Source organism: Streptomyces sp. NPDC005574 (assembly GCF_040605435.1).
Taxonomy (GTDB): Bacteria; Actinomycetota; Actinomycetes; order Streptomycetales; family Streptomycetaceae; genus Streptomyces.
This window is the reverse complement of sequence record NZ_JBEXCW010000018.1, coordinates 107,084-124,665: the sequence shown is the minus strand read 5'-3', so window position 1 is coordinate 124,665 and position 17,582 is coordinate 107,084. Positions and strand designations below refer to the sequence as shown.

General features: G+C 68.5%; 15 protein-coding genes and 1 pseudogene. 9 read left to right on the top strand and 7 right to left on the bottom strand.

All coding sequences use genetic code 11. The features are described 5' to 3' along the window. Positions 1-96: 96 nt before the first annotated feature. The 7 genes and pseudogenes from ABZT03_RS15335 to ABZT03_RS15305 all read left to right on the top strand — a co-directional run. Positions 97-264 (top strand): annotated as a pseudogene (locus tag ABZT03_RS15335) (IS5/IS1182 family transposase); the annotation flags it as partial. A 119-nt stretch (positions 265-383) separates the two neighbouring features. Beyond that, positions 384-1,376, top strand: coding sequence for an alpha/beta hydrolase (locus ABZT03_RS15330; RefSeq protein WP_356038874.1), 993 nt, complete (start codon positions 384-386; stop codon positions 1,374-1,376). 36 nt (positions 1,377-1,412) lie between these two features. Next, positions 1,413-2,012 (top strand): flavodoxin family protein, encoded by a 600-nt coding sequence (locus tag ABZT03_RS15325; protein WP_356038871.1) that lies wholly within the window; start codon positions 1,413-1,415, stop codon positions 2,010-2,012. 53 nt (positions 2,013-2,065) lie between these two features. Beyond that, on the top strand, positions 2,066-2,458 hold the full coding sequence (locus ABZT03_RS15320) for a nuclear transport factor 2 family protein (protein WP_356038868.1): 393 nt from the start codon (positions 2,066-2,068) through the stop codon (positions 2,456-2,458). 25 nt (positions 2,459-2,483) lie between these two features. Beyond that, positions 2,484-3,182, top strand: coding sequence for a type 1 glutamine amidotransferase domain-containing protein (locus tag ABZT03_RS15315; protein WP_356038866.1), 699 nt, complete (start codon positions 2,484-2,486; stop codon positions 3,180-3,182). Positions 3,183-3,352: 170 nt separating this feature from the next. Beyond that, a complete protein-coding gene (locus tag ABZT03_RS15310; protein ID WP_356038863.1) occupies positions 3,353-4,222 on the top strand; it encodes a helix-turn-helix transcriptional regulator in 870 nt (289 codons plus the stop codon). Positions 4,223-4,356: 134 nt separating this feature from the next. Then, positions 4,357-5,289 carry an NADP-dependent oxidoreductase gene (locus ABZT03_RS15305; RefSeq protein WP_356038860.1) on the top strand — a complete coding sequence of 311 codons (933 nt, stop codon included), beginning with the start codon at positions 4,357-4,359 and terminating at the stop codon, positions 5,287-5,289. Positions 5,290-5,405: 116 nt separating this feature from the next. On the opposite strand, the gene ABZT03_RS15300 is transcribed toward ABZT03_RS15305, so the two are convergent. From ABZT03_RS15300 to ABZT03_RS15280, 5 genes are all read right to left on the bottom strand, one after another. Then, positions 5,406-6,368: an SDR family NAD(P)-dependent oxidoreductase gene (locus ABZT03_RS15300; RefSeq protein WP_356038856.1), complete on the bottom strand. Its 963-nt coding sequence runs from the start codon at positions 6,366-6,368 to the stop codon at positions 5,406-5,408. 84 nt (positions 6,369-6,452) lie between these two features. Continuing rightward, entirely contained in the window at positions 6,453-7,622 is a 1,170-nt protein-coding gene (locus ABZT03_RS15295) for an MFS transporter (RefSeq protein WP_356038853.1), read from the bottom strand. 135 nt (positions 7,623-7,757) lie between these two features. Next, positions 7,758-9,152 carry a glucose-6-phosphate dehydrogenase gene (gene zwf / locus ABZT03_RS15290; protein ID WP_356038850.1) on the bottom strand — a complete coding sequence of 465 codons (1,395 nt, stop codon included), beginning with the start codon at positions 9,150-9,152 and terminating at the stop codon, positions 7,758-7,760. A 58-nt stretch (positions 9,153-9,210) separates the two neighbouring features. Next, complete coding sequence (locus tag ABZT03_RS15285; RefSeq protein WP_356038848.1) at positions 9,211-9,996, bottom strand: MFS transporter; 786 nt, start codon at positions 9,994-9,996, stop codon at positions 9,211-9,213. A gap of 96 nt (positions 9,997-10,092) precedes the next feature. Beyond that, complete coding sequence (locus tag ABZT03_RS15280; protein WP_356038845.1) at positions 10,093-10,530, bottom strand: MFS transporter; 438 nt, start codon at positions 10,528-10,530, stop codon at positions 10,093-10,095. A gap of 263 nt (positions 10,531-10,793) precedes the next feature. On the opposite strand from ABZT03_RS15280, the gene ABZT03_RS15275 reads away from it, so the two are divergent. Beyond that, positions 10,794-12,806 carry an MDR family MFS transporter gene (locus ABZT03_RS15275; RefSeq protein ID WP_356038842.1) on the top strand — a complete coding sequence of 671 codons (2,013 nt, stop codon included), beginning with the start codon at positions 10,794-10,796 and terminating at the stop codon, positions 12,804-12,806. A 402-nt stretch (positions 12,807-13,208) separates the two neighbouring features. Here ABZT03_RS15275 and ABZT03_RS15270 read toward each other — a convergent pair whose 3' ends face one another. Next, entirely contained in the window at positions 13,209-14,198 is a 990-nt protein-coding gene (locus ABZT03_RS15270) for an aldo/keto reductase (RefSeq protein WP_356038839.1), read from the bottom strand. 744 nt (positions 14,199-14,942) lie between these two features. Here ABZT03_RS15270 and ABZT03_RS15265 point away from each other — a divergent pair. Further along, positions 14,943-16,268: an SGNH/GDSL hydrolase family protein gene (locus ABZT03_RS15265; RefSeq protein ID WP_356038836.1), complete on the top strand. Its 1,326-nt coding sequence runs from the start codon at positions 14,943-14,945 to the stop codon at positions 16,266-16,268. A gap of 442 nt (positions 16,269-16,710) precedes the next feature. Here the strand turns inward: ABZT03_RS15265 and ABZT03_RS15260 are convergent, their stop codons facing one another. Then, positions 16,711-17,580: a helix-turn-helix transcriptional regulator gene (locus ABZT03_RS15260; protein ID WP_356038833.1), complete on the bottom strand. Its 870-nt coding sequence runs from the start codon at positions 17,578-17,580 to the stop codon at positions 16,711-16,713. Positions 17,581-17,582: the final 2 nt, after the last annotated feature.

Genomic DNA, 17,582 nt, shown 5'->3' with positions numbered 1-17,582 from the left:
CCATGAACGCCTTCGACCTGGCCTTCGACGGCCGCCTCACCGCAGGCCAACTCTAGCCACACCAAACCCAGTTACACCGCTCGCTTTACAGACCCCTACCAGCAGTTCAACCGTGACCACGCCCGGCTGTGGGCTCCCGGCGAGCGTGCCTTCGCGCAGCTGAAGTCCTGGCGACTGTTACGGCGAGCCCGATGTTCAACCCGGCGTATCCGCACCGTCGTCCAAGCCATCCACACACTCTTGACCTGCGACTATTCAGGATGAAAGAGGTTCAGTGCCTCGACCTGGTTCCTCGCAGGGATGGAACGCACCCGAGGAATGACAAGGAGAGCCACCTACCCGGTAATTCATATCCAGGGGACAGTTTCTTCCCCCCATCGTGAGTGGACATCATCTCGGCACCGGCGAATTATGGTGTGCGGACCGCCGGTCGGCGAGTCGTGGGCGACAAAGGGACGGGCGCCATGGTCGAGACTGTTTCATTCAGGAACAAGGAAGTTGACATCGCGGGTCATCTTCACCTGCCGGACGACTTCGACAAGGAAAAGAAGTATCCGGCTCTCGTCGGAATTCACCCAGCCGGTGGTGTGAAGGAACAGACCATCGGCGAGTACGCGAAGCGGCTGGCCGCCCAGGGATTCGTCACCGTGGTCTACGACTCCTCCTATCAGGGCGAAAGCGGCGGCGAACCGCGTCTCCTGGAGGACCCGACGACGAGAGTCGAGGACGCCCGCTGCGCGGCGGACTTCCTCACCACTCTCCCGTACGTCGACACCGAGCGGATGGGCGTCTTCGGTATCTGCGCCGGCGGCGGTTACGCGATCAGCGTGGCCCAGACCGAACGCCGCTTCAAGGCGGTGGCCACGGTCAGCGCGGCTCCGATGGGCGAGGGCTCCAGGGGCTTCCTCGGGCACCTGTCCCCGGTCGCCGAGCAGATCAAGACCCTGGAACTGGTCGCCCAGCAGCGCACGGCGGAGGCGCGAGGAGCAGCACCCGCCTACGCTCCCTTCGTCCCGGAAACGCTGGAAGAGATCGACGACAACACCCCCGACCTCCTGCGTGAGGGATACGACTACTACCGGACTCCTCGTGGTCAGCATCCCAATTCCAAGGGCCGTTTCCTGCTGACCAGCATGGACAAGATGTTCGCCTTCTCGGCGTTCGACCAGATTCCGGAACTGCTGACCCAACCGCTGCTTCTCATCGCGGGAAGCAAGGCGGACACAAAGGTTTTCAGTGACCAGGCGTACGAGCTTTCCAATGGGCCGAAGGAACTGTTCGTCGTCGACGGCGCGACACACATCGCCATGTATGACGTTCCGGAATACATGGACCAAGCGCTCACCAAGATGGTGAAGTTTTTCGCCGTCCTTTAGCCCCGCCGAAGAAATCATTCGAGGAGCACGATCACCATGTCCCATCCTGGCCGGCCCACCGTCGCCATCGCCTTTCATTCGGGTTACGGCCACACGGCTGTCATCGCCGAAGCCGTGGCGCGCGGTGCCGCGGGAGCCGGCGCCGAGGTCGTCTCGATCTCCGTCGACACCATCACCGACGAGCAATGGGCACAGCTGGACGCCGCCGACGCGATCATCTTCGGTTCCGCCACGTACATGGGCACCGCCTCCGCGGCCTTCCACTCCTTCGCCCAGGCCAGCAGCAAGCGCTGGTTCCCGCACGCCTGGGTGGACAAGCTCGCCGCGGGCTTCACCAACTCCGGCGCCAAGAGCGGCGACAAGTCGTCCACCCTGGGCTACTTCGCCACCCTGGCCGCCCAGCACGGCATGCACTGGATCAGCCTGGGTCTGCTGCCGGGCTGGGACTCCACCAAGAGCAGCGAGGACGACATCAACCGGCTGGGCTTCTTCCTGGGCGCCGGCGCCCAGAGCCCGACCGACGCCGGCCCCGAGGCTGTCCACACGTCGGACATCGCCACCGCGGAGCACCTCGGCGCGCGCGTCGCACGCCAGGCCGCGATCTTCCGCGCCGGGCGGACCGCCCTCGCCGCGTGATCACAGGACCTTCTCCGCTTTCCGCTTCATCCACCCCCCGCAAGGAGCACACCATGTCCGATTCCCCGAGCCTCGCCCTCATCCGCCGGGTCTACGAGTCCCGGATGGCACCCGACGTCACCAAGGAGGTGATGGCTGCGGACTTCGTCTGGGACATCACCCCGGGCTTCCCGAACAGCGGTGTCTACCACGGCTGGGACAGCGTGGCCGCGGACTTCTTCGGCAAGACGATGCCGAACTACGAGTCCTTCGGCGCGGTGCCCGAGGAGTTCTACGCGGACGAGACCGGCCACGTCTTCGTCTACGGCCACTACCACGCCGAGACCAAGACGGGAAACAAGGCCGACGTCCGGTTCATCCACCTGTGGACCGTCCGCGACGGCAAGGCCGTGGAAATGCGGCAGGCCGCCGACAGCCACGTCCTCCAGGAAGCCCTCAAGGGCTGACCCTCCCCCTCATCAGGAGCTCCCCATGGCGAAGATCCTCTTCGTGATCACCGCGTCCGACCACTGGACGCTGGCCGACGGAACCCGACAGCCCGCCGGCTTCTGGGCCGAGGAGGCCATCGGCCCCTACCAGGTCTTCAAGGAGGCCGGATTCGAGATCGCCGCGGCGACGCCCGGCGGCGTGCCGCCCACGGCGGACGCCCTCAGCCTCACTCCCGACTTCAATGGCGGCGAGGAAGGCGCCGAGCGCATGCGGACCGCGCTGCGGGAGGCCACGGAGCTGGCGCACCCGATGCGCATTGAGGACGTGGACATCGACGACTACGTGGCCGTCTTCTACCCCGGCGGCTGGGGTCCCATGGAGGACCTCCCCGACGATGTCGCCTCCGGCAGGCTGCTCACCGACTGGCTCGCCTCCGGCAAGCCTGTCTCCTTGGTCTGCCACGGCCCCGCGGCCCTGCTGGCCACCATCGGCCCCGACGGCGCCTCCCCGTTCACCGGCTACCGCCTGACCGGCCTGTCCAACGCCGAGGAGAAGCAGAACGGTCTCGCGGACCGCGCGAAGTGGCTGCTGCAGGACCGCCTCGTGGGCGAACTCAAGGCCGACTACCGTGAGGCCGACCCGTTCACCCCGCATGTCCAGGTCGACCGCACCCTCTACACCGGCCAGAACCCCTACTCGGCCGTTCCCCTCGCCCAGGAACTGGTCAAGGCGCTGAGCTGACGACTCGCGAACATTTCCGCCGGTGGCCCGGTGCGCACTCGCGCCCCGGGCCACCGGTCGTTTCGTGAGTCGGACCGCAGACCCGAGGGGACCGTCGCCCACTGGCCGATCAGGCAGGGGACGGATCTGTACCCCCCACACGATGCGACGTTTGTGCCAGGCTGAGGGTCATGAACCGCAATCCGCGTCTGAACGAGCTGGGTGAGTTCCTCAAGGCCCGTCGGGCCGAGCTCACCCCCTCCGAGGTCGGCCTCCGCGGCGGACCACGGCGGCGTGTGAAGGGTCTGCGCCGTGAGGAAGTGGCACTCCTCGCCGCGATCAGCACCGAGTACTACACCCGGATCGAGCAGGGCCGGCTCCAGGCATCGGCTCCCCTCCTCGACGAGATCGCCCAGGCCCTGCGACTCAACGACGACCAGCGCACCTACCTCTTCGACCTCGCGGCGAAGGAGAGGGTGCACCCGTCCACGTACCGCGAGCGCCAGCAGGTGGACCCGCAGCCGCAGCGCATGCTGGACGATCTCACCGCCTCCCCCGCTTTCGTCATCGGCCGGTGCACCGACATCCTCGGCTGGAACCAGCTCGCCGCCGCCCTGTGGACCGACTTCGGGCGCTACCCCGAGCAGGAGCGTGTGTTCGTCCGGCTGCTGTTCACCGAACCCTGGATGCGGGAACTGTACGTCGACTGGGAAGAGGTCACCCGGCTGGCCATCGCCCAACTGCGCATGGAGAGCGCGCGCTACCCCGACGACCAGCCCCTCACCGCCCTGGTCGAAGAACTCTCCGCCCGCGACGCACAGTTCCGGCAGTGGTGGACCGAACACGACGTCGCGATGCGGGGCCAGGGCGTCAAGAAACTGCGCCACCCCGTGGTGGGCGAACTGACGCTCGACTGGAACACGCTCACCTGTGGCACAGACCCCGACCAGCACATCATCGTGTGGAACGCCGAACCCGGCACCCCCTCCCACGACGGACTGCGCCTCCTCGCCTCCTGGGCCGCCGACCAGAAGCCGACGGCGTCCGACGCGACGACCTGAACCCTCCTATGGGGGGAGAGATGCGTCCCCCCTGCGGCCGTATCCCCGCCAAGATTCCTCCCCTTTTCCGGGCGTACCCGAGACGGAAAAGTCGAACACCTCGACGATCTATCTCAGACAACGAGGTGCTTCACATGAAGGCTGTAGGTTTCACGGAATTCGGTGGGCCGGAGGTGCTTCAGGTTCTTGAGCTGCCTGCCCCGGAAGCCGGTCCGGGCGAGGTGCGCATCCGGGTGCGCGCCGCGACCGTCAACGCGGTCGACGCCCTCCAGCGCAGGGGGCCCGCCCGGTCTCCGGACGCTCGGCCGCCGTTCGTTCCCGGCATGGAGGCCGCCGGCGTCGTGGACCAGATCGGCGTGGGTACGGACACGGACCTGAGCGTTGGTGATCAGGTGATAGCGATCGTGCTGGCCGACGGATCGCACGGCGCCTACGCCGAGCAGGTCGTGGTCCCGGCGGAGTCAGTGGTGCACGCACCCCACGGCGCCGGTGATGTGCAGGCCGCGACCCTGCCGATGAACGGTCTGACCGCGCGTCTGGCGCTGGACACGCTGGGCCTGCAGGCCGGGCAGACCGTCGCCATCACCGGGGCGGCCGGCGCGGTGGGCGGTTACGCCGTCCAGCTGGCCAAGGCGGACGGGCTGCGGGTGGTGGCCGACGCGTCCGAGCAGGACGAGACCTTGGTCAAGGAACTCGGCGCCGACATCGTCCTGCGGCGTGGCGCCGAGTACCCGGACCGGGTCCGCGCGGAAGTCCCGGAGGGCGTCGACGGACTCCTCGACGGCGCCTCGCTCAGCGCCCTCACCGCCCGCGCGGTGCGTGACGCGGGCCGGGTGGTCACGCTGCTCGGCTACGACGGTCCCGGTGAACGAGGCATCGCCTACGAGCCGATCGTCGTGTTCCGCTACGCCCGGGAGCGCGCCAAGCTCGACCGGCTGCGCCAGCAGGCGGAGGACGGTCAGATCACCCTCCGGGTCGCCAGGACGTTTCCGGCGGAACAGGCCGTCGAGGCACACCGGCTCCTCGCCGCGGGCGGCGTGCGGGGCCGCCTGGTCCTGACGTTCTGACAGAGTCACATGTGGGCACAAAGGGGCGACCCCTCAGCGCCACCTCATGGCTGCGGCCGGACGTCGTACTATGTCCGGCCGCAGCCATGAAGAATCAGTTCCAAGGCGGACACGTACTACGCGGCGAACGCGTTCACGTGCGTCAACTCCGCCGACAGCTCCCACAGGCGTGCCGCCTGCTCGGGGTCGGTTGCCCAGTCCTTGACACCGCGCATCTCGCCGTCGGCGGGAGCGGGCTCGGCGACATCGCAGTCCTCCAGGTAGAGGCCGCCCAGGTCGGCCAGCTGGGGTGAGGTCGCCGCCCATACCTGCGTAGCCGCGCCCCGCTGCGGGGTCTTGAAGAAGTCGGGGTCGCGCAGTTTGCCATCCTCGTCGAACCAGCCGAACTCCACCCTCTCCGCCTCGGGAACGTGGCGGAGGAGCGGCGTGATGATGACGCCGGGATGCACGGCGAAGGCGCGGACGCCGGAGTCCTTGGCAAGCCCGTCCAGGTGCACGGCGAAGAGCGCGTTCGCGGTCTTCGCCTGCCCGTACGCCTGCCACTTGTCGTAACCCCGCTCCCACTGGACGTCATCCCAGCGGATGCCGGACATGTGATGGCCGCCGGAGGAAATGGAGACGACCCGTGCGCCGCCGGTTTCAAGGGCCGGCCACAGACGGTTGACGAGGGCGAAGTGGCCGAGATGGTTGATCGCGAACTGAGCCTCCCAACCGGGCCCGACCCGCGTTTCGGGGCATGCCATGATCCCGGCGCTGTCGACGACGAAGTCGACACTCCTGCTTGAGGCGAGGAAGCGCTCGGCAAAGCCTCGCACGCTTTCCAAATCGCCGAGGTCCAGCTCGTCCACCTCGACTCCGGGAACCCCGTCCAGAGCGTCTTGCGCATCGGCCGGCCTGCGCGCGGGGACGACGACACGGGCACCGGCGCGGCTGAGCGCACGGGTGGTCTCCAGGCCGATGCCCGAATAGCCGCCGGTGACGATCGCGAGCTTCCCGCTCAGGTCGATGCCCTGGAGGACGTCGTCGGCGGTACTCGTGGCGCCGTAGCCCGAGCCGATCTTGTGCTGTGTGGTGGTCATGTCTGAAACGCTCCAAACTTGAGCAGTGGAAATCTTGAGTGTTCGACGTCTTTGACCCACAACTGACAGTGCTGGGGCAGGCGTTCAGGCTCTTCGCTTGTTGAGAAGCGGACCGCGGCGACCAAGGCCCCACGCGAGGAATGCGACGCAGCCGAGGCCGGCGCCGGTCAGGGAGACGGCCGTCCAGCCGCCGCACGACCACAGGACGGAGGCGGCGGAGCCTGCCGCACCACCGAGGAAGTTGCAGGTGACGAAGGCCGTGTTGAGGCGGCTGCGGGCCTCCGGCGCGAGCGCGAACAGCCTCGTCTGGTTGAGGATGTTCACGCCCTGTACGGCGATGTCGAGCAGGACGACGGCCACGATGATCCCCGCCACGGAACGGCCGGCGAAGGCCGCTACGACGAAGGAGACCACGATCGCGGCCCATCCCCATCCGGTCGCCGGCATCGACAGGCCCCGGTCGTGGAGCCGCCCTGCGCGCTGGGCGGCAAGCGCCCCGGCCAGGCCGATGAGGCCGAACAGGCCGATGACGGAGACCGGGTAGGAGAACGGCTCCGCGCTGAGCAGGAAGGTCAGGGCGGTCCAGAACATGGTGAAGACGCCGAAGGCGGTGGCACCGAGGAACAGGGTCCAGCGCACTGCCCGCTCCTGCCGGATCACGTGCCAGACCGAAAGCAGCAACTGCGGGTAGGGGAGGCGGGCCTTCGGGGCGAGCGGCGGGATCGTACGGTGAAGAAGCAACGCGAAGGCGGCGGAGACCGCTGCGGCGACGAAGTAGATGGCGCGCCATCCGGCGGCGTCCGCGAGGAGTCCGCTGAGGGTGCGGGAGGTGAGGATGCCGATGAGCAGCCCGGAGACCACCGTCCCCACCACCCGCCCGCGGTTGGTGTCGTCTGCGAGGTCACCGGCGAGTGGGGTGAGCAACTGTCCGCTGACCGTGGTCAGGCCAAGGATGGTGACCGCGACCAGGAGCGAACCGATGGACGGAGCGAGCGCGCAGGCGATGAGGGCGACGGCCGCGCAGAGCATCACCCCGGGGATGAACCGGCGCCGGTCGAGGACGTCGCCGAGTGGCACGAGCAGCAGTGCTCCGGCTGCGTAGCCGAGCTGTGTGGCTGTCACGAGCCAGCCCGCGAGGGTGGTGGAGGTGTGCAGGTCTCGGCCGATGAAGTCGAGCAGCGGTTGTGCCCAGTAGAGGTTGGCGACCGCGGTGCCGCCGGCGATCGCGAACAGCAGAGTCAGGCCGCGGCTCATCCTGTCCCCGTCACCTGTGGCGGGGACGCGCGCGGTGGGCGGCGTGGGGGTGTCCGGAGTAGCCATGGTTGGGTGTCCAGGTGAGTACGGGCCGACGGCATCTTCAGGGTGAGAAGGCGGAGAAAGGCGGCTGAGCTAGGCCTGCTCCAGGGGCAGCCAACGGCCGTCGGTGACCAGGTGATCGGCCTCCGCCGGGCCCCAGCTGCCGACGCCGTAGCGGTGAGGAGTGCCGGGCCGGTCGAGGACGGGGCCGACGATGCGCCAGAGCTCCTCGACCATGTCCATGGTGGTGAAGCGGCGCGGGTCGCCGGTGATTGCGTCGCCCAGGACGTGGGTGTAGGCGACGGAGTTGTTTCCGGTGAGGTGGGTGAAGTCGACCGTCGCGGCTGTCTGGTCGACCTCGGTGACCTCTCCTTCGTGCTGGGCGAGCAGATCGAAGGTGACGCCCGCGCGAGGGCTGATGCGGAAACGCAGCAGGTTCGCGGGGGCCTGCTGGGCGCCAGCGGTGTGGAAGTAGCCTTCGACGGGCCGGTGCAGTTCAACGATGATCTCGATGGCGGTGGCGGCCATGGCCTTGCCCGCCCGGATGGTGAAGGGGACTCCGGCCCAGCGATCGAGGTCGACCCAGGTGCGCAGGGCGCAGTAGGTGTCAGTGGTCGATCCCGCCTTGACGCCCTGGACGTCGAGGTAGCCGTCGTACTGGCCGCGTACGAAGTTCTCGGGCCGTACGGTACGGATGGCGCGGAGGGCTCGAATGCGCTCGTCGAGGACGTCGGTGGCCGAGCCGGTGCGCGGTGCGTCCATGACGAAGTAGGCGAGCATCTGCAGCAGGTGGTTCTGGACCACGTCGCGCAGGCAGCCGGTCGCGTCGTAGAAGCCACCGCGGTCGGCCACATCGAAGTCCTCGGCCATGGTGATCTGGACGCTGCGTACGAAGCGGCGGTCCAGGACGGCGTTGACGGCGGTGTTGGCGAAGCGGAAGGTCAGCAGGTCCTCGATGACGTCCTTGGCGAGGAAGTGGTCGACGCGGCGCAGACGTTCCTCGGGAAAATGCCGGGTCACTTCGCTCTGCAGGGCGCGGGCGGAGTGCGCGTCGCGTCCGAAGGGCTTCTCGACGACGAGCCGGGCGTCGTCGGCCAGACCGGCTTCTGCCAGCCGCTGAGCGATGACGGGATAGGTGGACGGCGGCAGGGCGACGCAGTGCGTCAGGAAGCCGTACGACCGGATCCGGTCGGCGAGTGCGGTGAAGCTCGCGGGGTCGTCGTAGTCGACGCGAGCGTAGCTCAGCAGCGCGGCGAACTTGTCGAACACGCCATCGTCCAGGGGGATTTCAGCGGCGCTGAGGACATCACGGGCGTGCCGGCGCAGCCGTTCGTCGTCCCAGTCGCTGCGGCCTACGCCGATGACGGGCACGTCGAGAAAGCCCTGGCGCGTCAGGTCGTACAACGCGGGTAGCAGCATCTTCCTGGCGAGGTCGCCGGTGATGCCGAAGAGGACAAGGGCATCCGCGCGGGATGTCTGGGTGGTCATGGTCGCTCCTGTGAACGTGAGGGGCCGTGAGAGTCACGAGCGGGATGTCCGCGCGGGATCACCTGACGCCGCGTACGCCCGCGAGGGCGGCGATGGCGAGGGCCGAGCAGACGGCGCCGACCACGAACAGCGGCGGATAGTTGTCGTCGGCGCCGACGATGAGCGAGCCGTACAGCGGGATCAGCATCTGCGGGATGACGAGGGCCAGGTTGTAGACGCCCAGTTCCTGCGCGGCGTGCTCGGGGTCGGGCAGGACGCGGCTGACCATGGGCAGGTCCACGGAGAGGTAGCCGCCCTGGGCGACGCCGATGAGCACCATGCCCGCCAGGAAGATCCCGAAGGAGCTGTCGACACACATGAGCACCAGTCCGGCGGCCGACGCGACGGCGGCCAGGCGAAGCCACGGTTTGAGGCGTCCGGTGCGGTCGTCGAGTAGACCGAACAGCAGTGAGGCCGCCAGTGATCCGGCGCCGAGCAGCAGGGTGGACTGGAAGACCTTGCCCGCAGTGCTGTCGCCGCCGTATCCGATGCGGTCCGAGACGATGTACGTCTGGTAGGTGAGGATGATGAAGACACCGGAGAACATCAGGAACCGGCTGGCGAAGGCCCAGGCATAGGCGGGGTAGCGGCGCGGGTTCACGTAGAAGCTGGAGAAGAACTCGCGGGGGCCGAAGGGTGGGAGGGCGCTTTTGTCGGCGGGCGTGTCGGGGACGACGGCGACGAGCAGTGCCGCGCCGGCCGCTCCGATCAGGCCCGGGACGAGCAGCATCAGGGCGGGGCTGAAGTCCAGCAGGCTGACCAGCAGGGTCGCGGCGACCATCCCGATGGGGATGGCAGGACCCATCAGGCCCGCTGACCCGGACCCGCATCCCTGGTTCGATGCGCTCGGTCAGCACGGCCTGAGCCGCCATCAGCGTGCCCGACCAGCCCGCCTGCGCCATCACCCAGCCAGGACCAGCAGCCATACCGCGCCGCCGAGGCCGATGCAGGCCAGGCCGGTGAGTCCGACGAGCGGGCCGATCACCAGCCAGGTCCGGCGTTTCCCGAAGCGGAGGGTGGTGCGGTCGGACAGCGCGCCCAGGAGCGGGGAGGCGATCGCGGCGGCGAAGGCGCCGACGGACAGCACCGTGCTCAACGTGGAGACCCGTTGTCCCGCGCCGACCACGTCACGCACGCGCAGCGCCATGCTGACAGTGGGCGGGGACATCACCGCGACATAGGCGCCGTAGTAGGCGGCGACGAGCGCGACGGGAAGCAGTACGCCGGCCCGCATCGTGGCCGCCGGAGAACTGACGGCGCTACGCGCCGGAGGTACGGCTCTGGTCATCCGTGACTCGCTTCCTTCGACCCGGGACCGGACAGGGCGGACGTTCGCCATGGCCCCCGAGGCGACGCGGCCCGTCTGCGTATCCCTCTGCGCAGTTCTGCGTTCGACAACAAATTTGCTGTTACCGAGGAGAAAGTAAAGAGAAGTTTTCCCTCCCCGGTACGAGTTATCCAGGGGACGGATCCCTCCCCCTCACGCAGCGATGTGCATTTCCTGCCGCATGGATATCGTCAGTCGCCCCGGAACAGATATGTGAATTCCGACGTATGCCGCGCCCGGCAAGTTCACGAAGAATTCGATTTCAGGAGGCGGCAATGGCCCAGGACGTGGGCGAACGGGCGGCAGACCCGCAGGGTGCGGCGGGACACCGGCACAGGGTGCGGGTGTCCATCGGCGCGCTGCTGCTCGGCATGCTCATCTCGGCACTCGACCAGACGATCGTCTCCACCGCGCTGCCGACGATCGTCAGCGACCTCGGCGGGATGAGCCATCTGTCCTGGGTCGTCACCGCCTACCTGCTCGCCTCGACCGCGGCGACCCCGCTGTGGGGCAAACTCGGCGACCAGTACGGGCGCAAGAGACTCTTCCAGGCCGCGATCGTGATCTTCCTGGTCGGATCGGCGCTGTGCGGACTGGCGCAGGACATGTCGCAGCTGATCGCCTTCCGTGCCGTTCAGGGCCTCGGCGGCGGTGGCCTGATGGTCCTGTCGATGGCGATCGTGGGCGACATCGTGCCGCCCCGGGACCGGGGCCGCTACCAGGGACTGTTCGGTGCCGTCTTCGGCGCCACCAGCGTCCTGGGGCCGCTCCTCGGCGGGCTGTTCGTGGACCAGCTCAGCTGGCGCTGGGTCTTCTACATCAACCTGCCCGTAGGTGCCGTCGCCCTGCTCGTGATCGCCGCCGCGCTGCGCATCCCGGTCCGGGCCGAGAAACCCCGGATCGACTACCTCGGCACGCTCCTGATCGCGGCCGTCGCCACCTGTCTGATCCTGGTGACCTCGCTCGGCGGCAGGACCTGGGGATGGACGTCGGTCCCGCTGATCGGGACCGCGGTCCTGGGCGCCGTACTGCTCGGGTGGTTCCTGTTCGTCGAGCGCAGGGCCACCGAACCGGTGCTTCCGCTGAAGCTGTTCCGGATCCGTACGTTCACGCTCTCCTCGGCGATCAGCTTCGTGATCGGCTTCGCGATGTTCGGCGCGATGACCTATCTGCCGACGTTCCTGCAGGTCGTGCGGGGGGTGTCGCCCACCATGTCAGGTGTGCACATGCTGCCGATGGTGCTCGGACTGCTGCTGACGTCCACAGTGTCGGGCCAGATCGTCTCGCGTACGGGGCGCTGGAAGGTGTTCCCGGTGCTCGGCACCGCCGTCACCGCCGTGGCGCTGCTGTTGCTGCACCGGCTCAGGGAGTCGTCCGGCGACATCGAGATGAGCCTGTGCTTCTTCGTCTTCGGCCTCGGGCTCGGCCTGGTCATGCAGGTGCTCGTACTGATCGTGCAGAACGCGGTGTCGTACGAGGACCTGGGCGTCGCCACCTCGGGGGTCACCTTCTTCCGGTCGATCGGCTCCGCCTTCGGTGTCGCCGTCTTCGGCACGGTCTTCACCGGCCGGCTCGACGACAAGCTGCGCGGCGCCTTCACCGGCTCGGTGCCGCCGGAGACGGCCGCCACGCTCGAAGCCGACCCGCGTGCCATCGCCGGACTCCCGCCGGAGATGCGCCCGCCCGCACTGCACGCGTACGCCACTTCGATCACTGACGTCTTCCTCTACGCGGCCCCGATCGTTCTGCTCGCCTTCGCGCTGTCCTGGCTGCTCAAGGAGGACAGGCTGCGCGGTTCGGTCACCGCGCCCGACCTGGCGCAGACCATCGGCGCCCACCCCGTGCACCGCTCCTCCCGCGAGGAGGTGCAGCGGGCCCTGTCCGTGTTCGGGTCACGGGAGGGACGGCGCGGGATCTACGAGAACATCACTGCCAAGGCCGGCTACGACCTGCTGCCCGCCTCCAGTTGGCTGCTGCTGCGAGCACTGCACCCGGAACGATCGCTGTCGCCGACGCGGCTCGCCGAATACAGCCATGTGCCGCTGCCGGTGATCCAGGCTACCCTGCAGCAGATCGAGCAGCAGCACCTGGCCACACGCGAGGGCATGGACCTACGCCTCACCGACGCCGGGCACGAAGCCGCGGCGAAGCTGTCGGCCGCGCGCGAGGACGCCTTCGCCGAACTGCTCGGCGACTGGTGGGGGCCCGACCGGCCGACGGACCTGGTCGAACTGGTCGAGGACCTGACATCGCAGCTACCGGGCTCGAAACGGGGGCGGGCCGGCTGATCGCGCTGCAATCGGGCCGCACGTGCGCCGTGTCGAGCGGCGGACGAGCGCTGAGGTGCCCGCCGGTGGCCTTCTGGCCGAAGCGGTATTCGTCGCACTGCCGATAGGGGCAGAGATGCCATCGGTCAGTGTCCGCTCTGAGGACGAGGAGGGCCCGCGCCGATCTGGCGCGGATGTCGCTCTCGACCGCCTCCGAATTGCTCATTCTGGCGACGAGCCGCCACACGCTGGGCATCACGGGCGAGTACGTCTTCACCGTGCCCGCACGGAGCCGGGCGCAAGATCGCCCGGAGATCGTCAGGCGAAAGGACGACCGCCTGCTGCACGCCCTGGCCGCAGAAACGGGCGCCGGAATCAGTCGGCCCCGGCCCGCCCCTGCCCACGGGTCTGCCATTGCGTGGTCTACCAGGCATACGCCTCCGGGGCCTCTCCACCGGGGCCGGGCCAGATCTCATCAAGCCTGCGCAGGGTGTCGTCCGACAGATGCACGTCGAGAGCCCGCCGGCTGGCCGCGAGCTGCTCGGGCGTGCGGGGGCCTGCCATCACGGCCGTGAGGACGGGGTTGTGCAGCAGCCAGGCCAGCGCGACGTCGGCGGGCTGTGCGCCGATCTCAGCGCACAGGGCCTCGTACTTCTCCAACTGGGGCCGGTATCGCTCGATGGTCTGCTGCATCTGGGCAGAAGCGCGGCGGCCGTTCTCGATCTTCTGCAGGACTCCACCGAGGAGGCCGCCGCCCAGCGGGCTCCAGGGGATGAGCCCTATCCCGTAGTGGCGCAGGGCGGGAATCACCTCCAGCTCGACGGTCCGTGCGGTGAGGTTGTAGACGCTCTGCTCGGATACCAGGCCCATGAAGTGGCGATTGGCTGCCGCGTTCTGGGCGGTGGCGATCTGCCACCCGGCGAAATTGCTGCTGCCGACGTAGGTGATCTTGCCCTCGCGGACGAGTTGTTCCATGGCCTGCCAGATCTCCTCCCACGGCGTCGACCGGTCGATGTGGTGCATCTGGTACAGGTCGATGTGGTCGGTCTGCAGGCGCAGAAGGCTGGCCTCGACCGACCGGCGGATCTTGTACGCGGACAGGTACTTGTCGTTCGGGCCCGGGCCCATGGGCTGGTACAGCTTGGTGGCCAGCACGACCTGGTCCCGGCGTCCGCCGCCCTGGGCGAGCCAGTGCCCGATGATCTCTTCTGACAGGCCGTAGCCCTGCTTCATGTCGGGTGACTGCGGGCCGCCGTACACGTCGGCGGTGTCGAACAGGTTGATGCCCGCGTCCACCGCCGCATCCATGATCTTGAAACTGGTGGCCTCGTCCGTGACGTCGCCGAAGTTCATGGTGCCCAGTGCCAGGCGGCTGACCTTCAGGCCGCTGCGGCCGAGGTGTGCGTAGTGCATGTGGTGTCCTTTCCTTGGCGGCGCGGGACGGCTACGTGACCGTTCCGCGCACGGCCGGAGTGTCCGGAGGCGGCCGTCATCTCGTCGATGGGCCACCCGGGGCGACGGTGTACTCCGCCGCGCTGGTGTGGGGGTGTGGCGGCCGTGCACGCCTCAGATGCGACGCGCGAGGTCTGCGGTCGAGCGGCTGCCGACCCGGCGCACGGCCCGACGCAGATCAGGAGATCGTGGCAGCGTCGATGTCTGAGCGGTAGCGGACGTCGCAGGCCGACTTGCGTTGCAAGCCTCGCTGCCCTGGTAGGAGGAGATCACCTCGATGTCGGCGCCGACGAGTGCTCAGCACAGAAGTCGAGCATCTCGCGGTGTGGCGCTCGCTTTCGGCAGGTGCCAATTTCTCCGGTGCCATGGTTCGGCTACTCCATTGCGCTCGGTTGCCTACGGGTCACACGAAAGACAGTCGGGGATTCCCGAATCCCGCATCGGGTTCCGGATTGAGAAAACCTGCGGACAGCCGCGTTCCCGCCTGAGCGTCACCTATCCAGGTACAAATCCTTACCCCCTTAGCGCGGGCATTCGGGGCAATGCTGCAAGGGCGTGACCACAGCGCACATGGCAACACCATCGGGCCGGATGCCCCAGCCACCTGCTGTGCCGGGCGGCGCGGTGTGCACCCCACAGGCCAGAACGTGAACACAGCCGATGACGGCTGACCCAGTGCGCCGACACCGAGGACGCACCCACCACATGCCCACTGAGCCGGACGCCACCATGAACGTCCTTTCGAACGGAAAGAAGGAGTGGATGACCATGAAGTTCCGCACCCGACGTACCCACAAGGTCCCGTTGGCACTGCTGGTGTCCGGGGCGCTTGCCGCTTCCGGGACGGCGGCGAGCGCGGCAGAGCACCAAGGACACCCATGGGTCGGTGGCTGGGAAGCGGGCATGACGGCCGGCGGGCCGAGTTTCTCCGAACGGACAGTGCGGATGGTGGTGCACACCACCGTCGCGGGACAGAAGGTGCGGCTGCGGCTGAGTAACAAGTACGGCAGCGCGCCGCTGGTGATCGGCGCCGTCAACGTCGCCGTACGCGCCTCTGGCGGCAGTGTCGCCGCCCGCACCCGGCACAAGGTCACCTTTCACGGCGCTACCGGAGCAGTGGTCCCGGCAGGGGGTGAACTCCGCAGTGACGCCGTCGACTTCACCACCGCCGCCGATGAGGATCTGTTGGTGAGCATCTATGTGCCGAAGAGGACCGGCCCCGCCACCTTCCACTCCGTGGCCCGGGACACCAGCTACGTCTCCACGACGGGCGACCACACCGCGGACACCGGCACCCAGGACTACCCCCGCACGACCAGTTCCTGGTATTTCCTGGACGGCCTGGAGGTTCTCAACCCCCGCGCTCGCGGCACGCTGGTCGCCTTCGGCGACTCCATCACCGACGGATTCGCCTCTTCTCCGGGCACCGACACCCGCTGGCCGGACGACCTGGCCCGCCGCCTCGCCGCGCAGCCGGGTGGCAGCCGCCTGGGTGTGGTGAACGCGGGTATCAGCGGCAACAGGCTCCTGACCGACGCACCGGCCGCCGAGCCCGCACTCGGCGTCAGTGGATCGGACCGCTTCGCCCACGACGCCCTCGGCGCACCCCGGGTCCGCAGCGTGATCCTGCTCGAAGGCATCAACGACATCGGCAACAACGCCAGCCCTGACGGCAAGCCACTCACCGCCCAGGACCTGATCGACGGCTACCGCACCCTGATCGCCAAGGCGCACGCCGCCCACGTCCGCATCTACGGCGGCACCCTCCTCCCCTACAAGGACGCCACCTACACCAACACCAAGGGCGACCCCTACTACACCGCCGCCGGCGACGCCATCCGCCAGAAGGTCAACCACTGGATCCTCACCAGTCACGCCTTCGACGGCACCATCGACTTCGCCAAGACCGTCGCCGACCCGTCCGACCCACTGAAGCTCCGCGCCGCCTACGACAGCGGAGACCACCTGCACCCGAACTCCTCGGGCGACCAGGCAATGGCGAACGCCATCGACCTCGCCCAGCTGCACTGACCCGCGCGGTCCGATGCACAGAGCGGCACCGCGTTATCGGACAGCGCCGTCCGGCCGTCCGTGAGGGCATGAATCCGCCCCTCCCCGGTGCGGGGATCGAGGCCTGTCAAGGCTCTCGGCCGCCAACAGGACTCCTTCGCCGAACCGCCCGGCGGCTGATCGGGACTCGACCTGCCGACGGGCCTGGTCGAACTGGACGAACTGGTCGACGAGTTGCCGTCGGAAGTCGTCGGGCTCCGACGGGGAACGGCCGCACGTCGCGGCGTCCCGGGACCGCACCCGTCGCACCTGGCCCCAGGGCATGCCCCGGTCCGGGTGTGGGCAGGCAGCGCGTCCCTCCCCTCGCCCAGGCCCTCCACGGCGGCGGCCTGGCCGCCGCGTCGGGCGGCCACGCCGATCCGCCAATCCTGCGGCTGTCGGCGAGTCACCTGGACCGGAGAACTCAAGCTGCCGCATCCTGCGCGGGCTGGTCCGGTTCCGCGGTCCACGACGCCAGGAACAGCAGCCCGTCGTGGGAGGGGGTACCGGGATCGGCGGTCGCGACCACCAGCTTCTGCGTGGGGTCAGCGGTGCAGGTCAGGCTGTCCCAGTCGAGGGTGAGGTCGCCGACGATAGGGTGACGCAGCCGCTTGGTGCCCATCCGCCAGCCGGGCATCTGGCGTCCTGCCCACCACTGCCGGAAGTCGGCGTCGGTGACGGACAATTCGCCGACGAGGGCGGTCAATCCGGGGTCGCCGGGATGCCGGGCGGCCTCCATGCGCAGATGGGCGACACAGGTGCGGGCGTTCGTCCTCCAGTCGAGGCAGAGCTCTCGGAAGGCGGGGTCGGTGAACATCAGCCGCGCGAAGTTGCGCTTCCTGGCGGGCATGGTGTCGAAGTCGGTGAGCAGAGCGGCCGCCAGAGGATTCCAGGCGAGGATGTCGAGACGTCGTCCGAGGACAAGCGCGGGGGTCGCGGTCAGCTCGTCCAGGATGCGTCTGAGCTGCGGGTGAACCTTCTGCACCGGCCGACGGCGCGATTCACACTCGCCCCCCGCAGCCAGCTCGAAGAGGTGGTCGCGCTGGGCGTCGTCGAGGTGCAGGACGTCGGCGAGCGCGGCGAGCACAGTCCGCGGCACCGGGGCACGCCCCTGTTCCAGCCGGGCGTAGGCGTGGGTGCTGATCCCCACGAGGTGAGCGACCTCCTCCCGACGCAGCCCCGGCACGCGCCGGGGCGTACCGGACTCGGGCAGACCGACGGTCCGCGGGCTGAGCTGGGCCCGGCACACCTTGAGGAATTCTCCCAGTTCAGGAAATCGCACTTTGGTGTACATGA

Bases quoted from the DNA above. Each gene is read 5' to 3' on its own strand.
- ABZT03_RS15325 (WP_356038871.1), top strand. From the start codon at position 1,413: ATGTCCCATCCTGGCCGGCCCACCGTCGCCATCGCCTTTCATTCGGGT.
- ABZT03_RS15320 (WP_356038868.1), top strand. From the start codon at position 2,066: ATGTCCGATTCCCCGAGCCTCGCCCTCATCCGCCGGGTCTACGAGTCC.
- ABZT03_RS15315 (WP_356038866.1), top strand. From the start codon at position 2,484: ATGGCGAAGATCCTCTTCGTGATCACCGCGTCCGACCACTGGACGCTG.
- ABZT03_RS15310 (WP_356038863.1), top strand. From the start codon at position 3,353: ATGAACCGCAATCCGCGTCTGAACGAGCTGGGTGAGTTCCTCAAGGCC.
- ABZT03_RS15305 (WP_356038860.1), top strand. From the start codon at position 4,357: ATGAAGGCTGTAGGTTTCACGGAATTCGGTGGGCCGGAGGTGCTTCAG.
- ABZT03_RS15300 (WP_356038856.1), bottom strand. From the start codon at position 6,368: ATGACCACCACACAGCACAAGATCGGCTCGGGCTACGGCGCCACGAGT.
- ABZT03_RS15295 (WP_356038853.1), bottom strand. From the start codon at position 7,622: ATGAGCCGCGGCCTGACTCTGCTGTTCGCGATCGCCGGCGGCACCGCG.
- zwf (WP_356038850.1), bottom strand. From the start codon at position 9,152: ATGACCACCCAGACATCCCGCGCGGATGCCCTTGTCCTCTTCGGCATC.
- ABZT03_RS15285 (WP_356038848.1), bottom strand. From the start codon at position 9,996: ATGGGTCCTGCCATCCCCATCGGGATGGTCGCCGCGACCCTGCTGGTC.
- ABZT03_RS15280 (WP_356038845.1), bottom strand. From the start codon at position 10,530: ATGGCGAACGTCCGCCCTGTCCGGTCCCGGGTCGAAGGAAGCGAGTCA.
- ABZT03_RS15275 (WP_356038842.1), top strand. From the start codon at position 10,794: ATGGCCCAGGACGTGGGCGAACGGGCGGCAGACCCGCAGGGTGCGGCG.
- ABZT03_RS15270 (WP_356038839.1), bottom strand. From the start codon at position 14,198: ATGCACTACGCACACCTCGGCCGCAGCGGCCTGAAGGTCAGCCGCCTG.
- ABZT03_RS15265 (WP_356038836.1), top strand. From the start codon at position 14,943: ATGCCCACTGAGCCGGACGCCACCATGAACGTCCTTTCGAACGGAAAG.
- ABZT03_RS15260 (WP_356038833.1), bottom strand. From the start codon at position 17,580: ATGTACACCAAAGTGCGATTTCCTGAACTGGGAGAATTCCTCAAGGTG.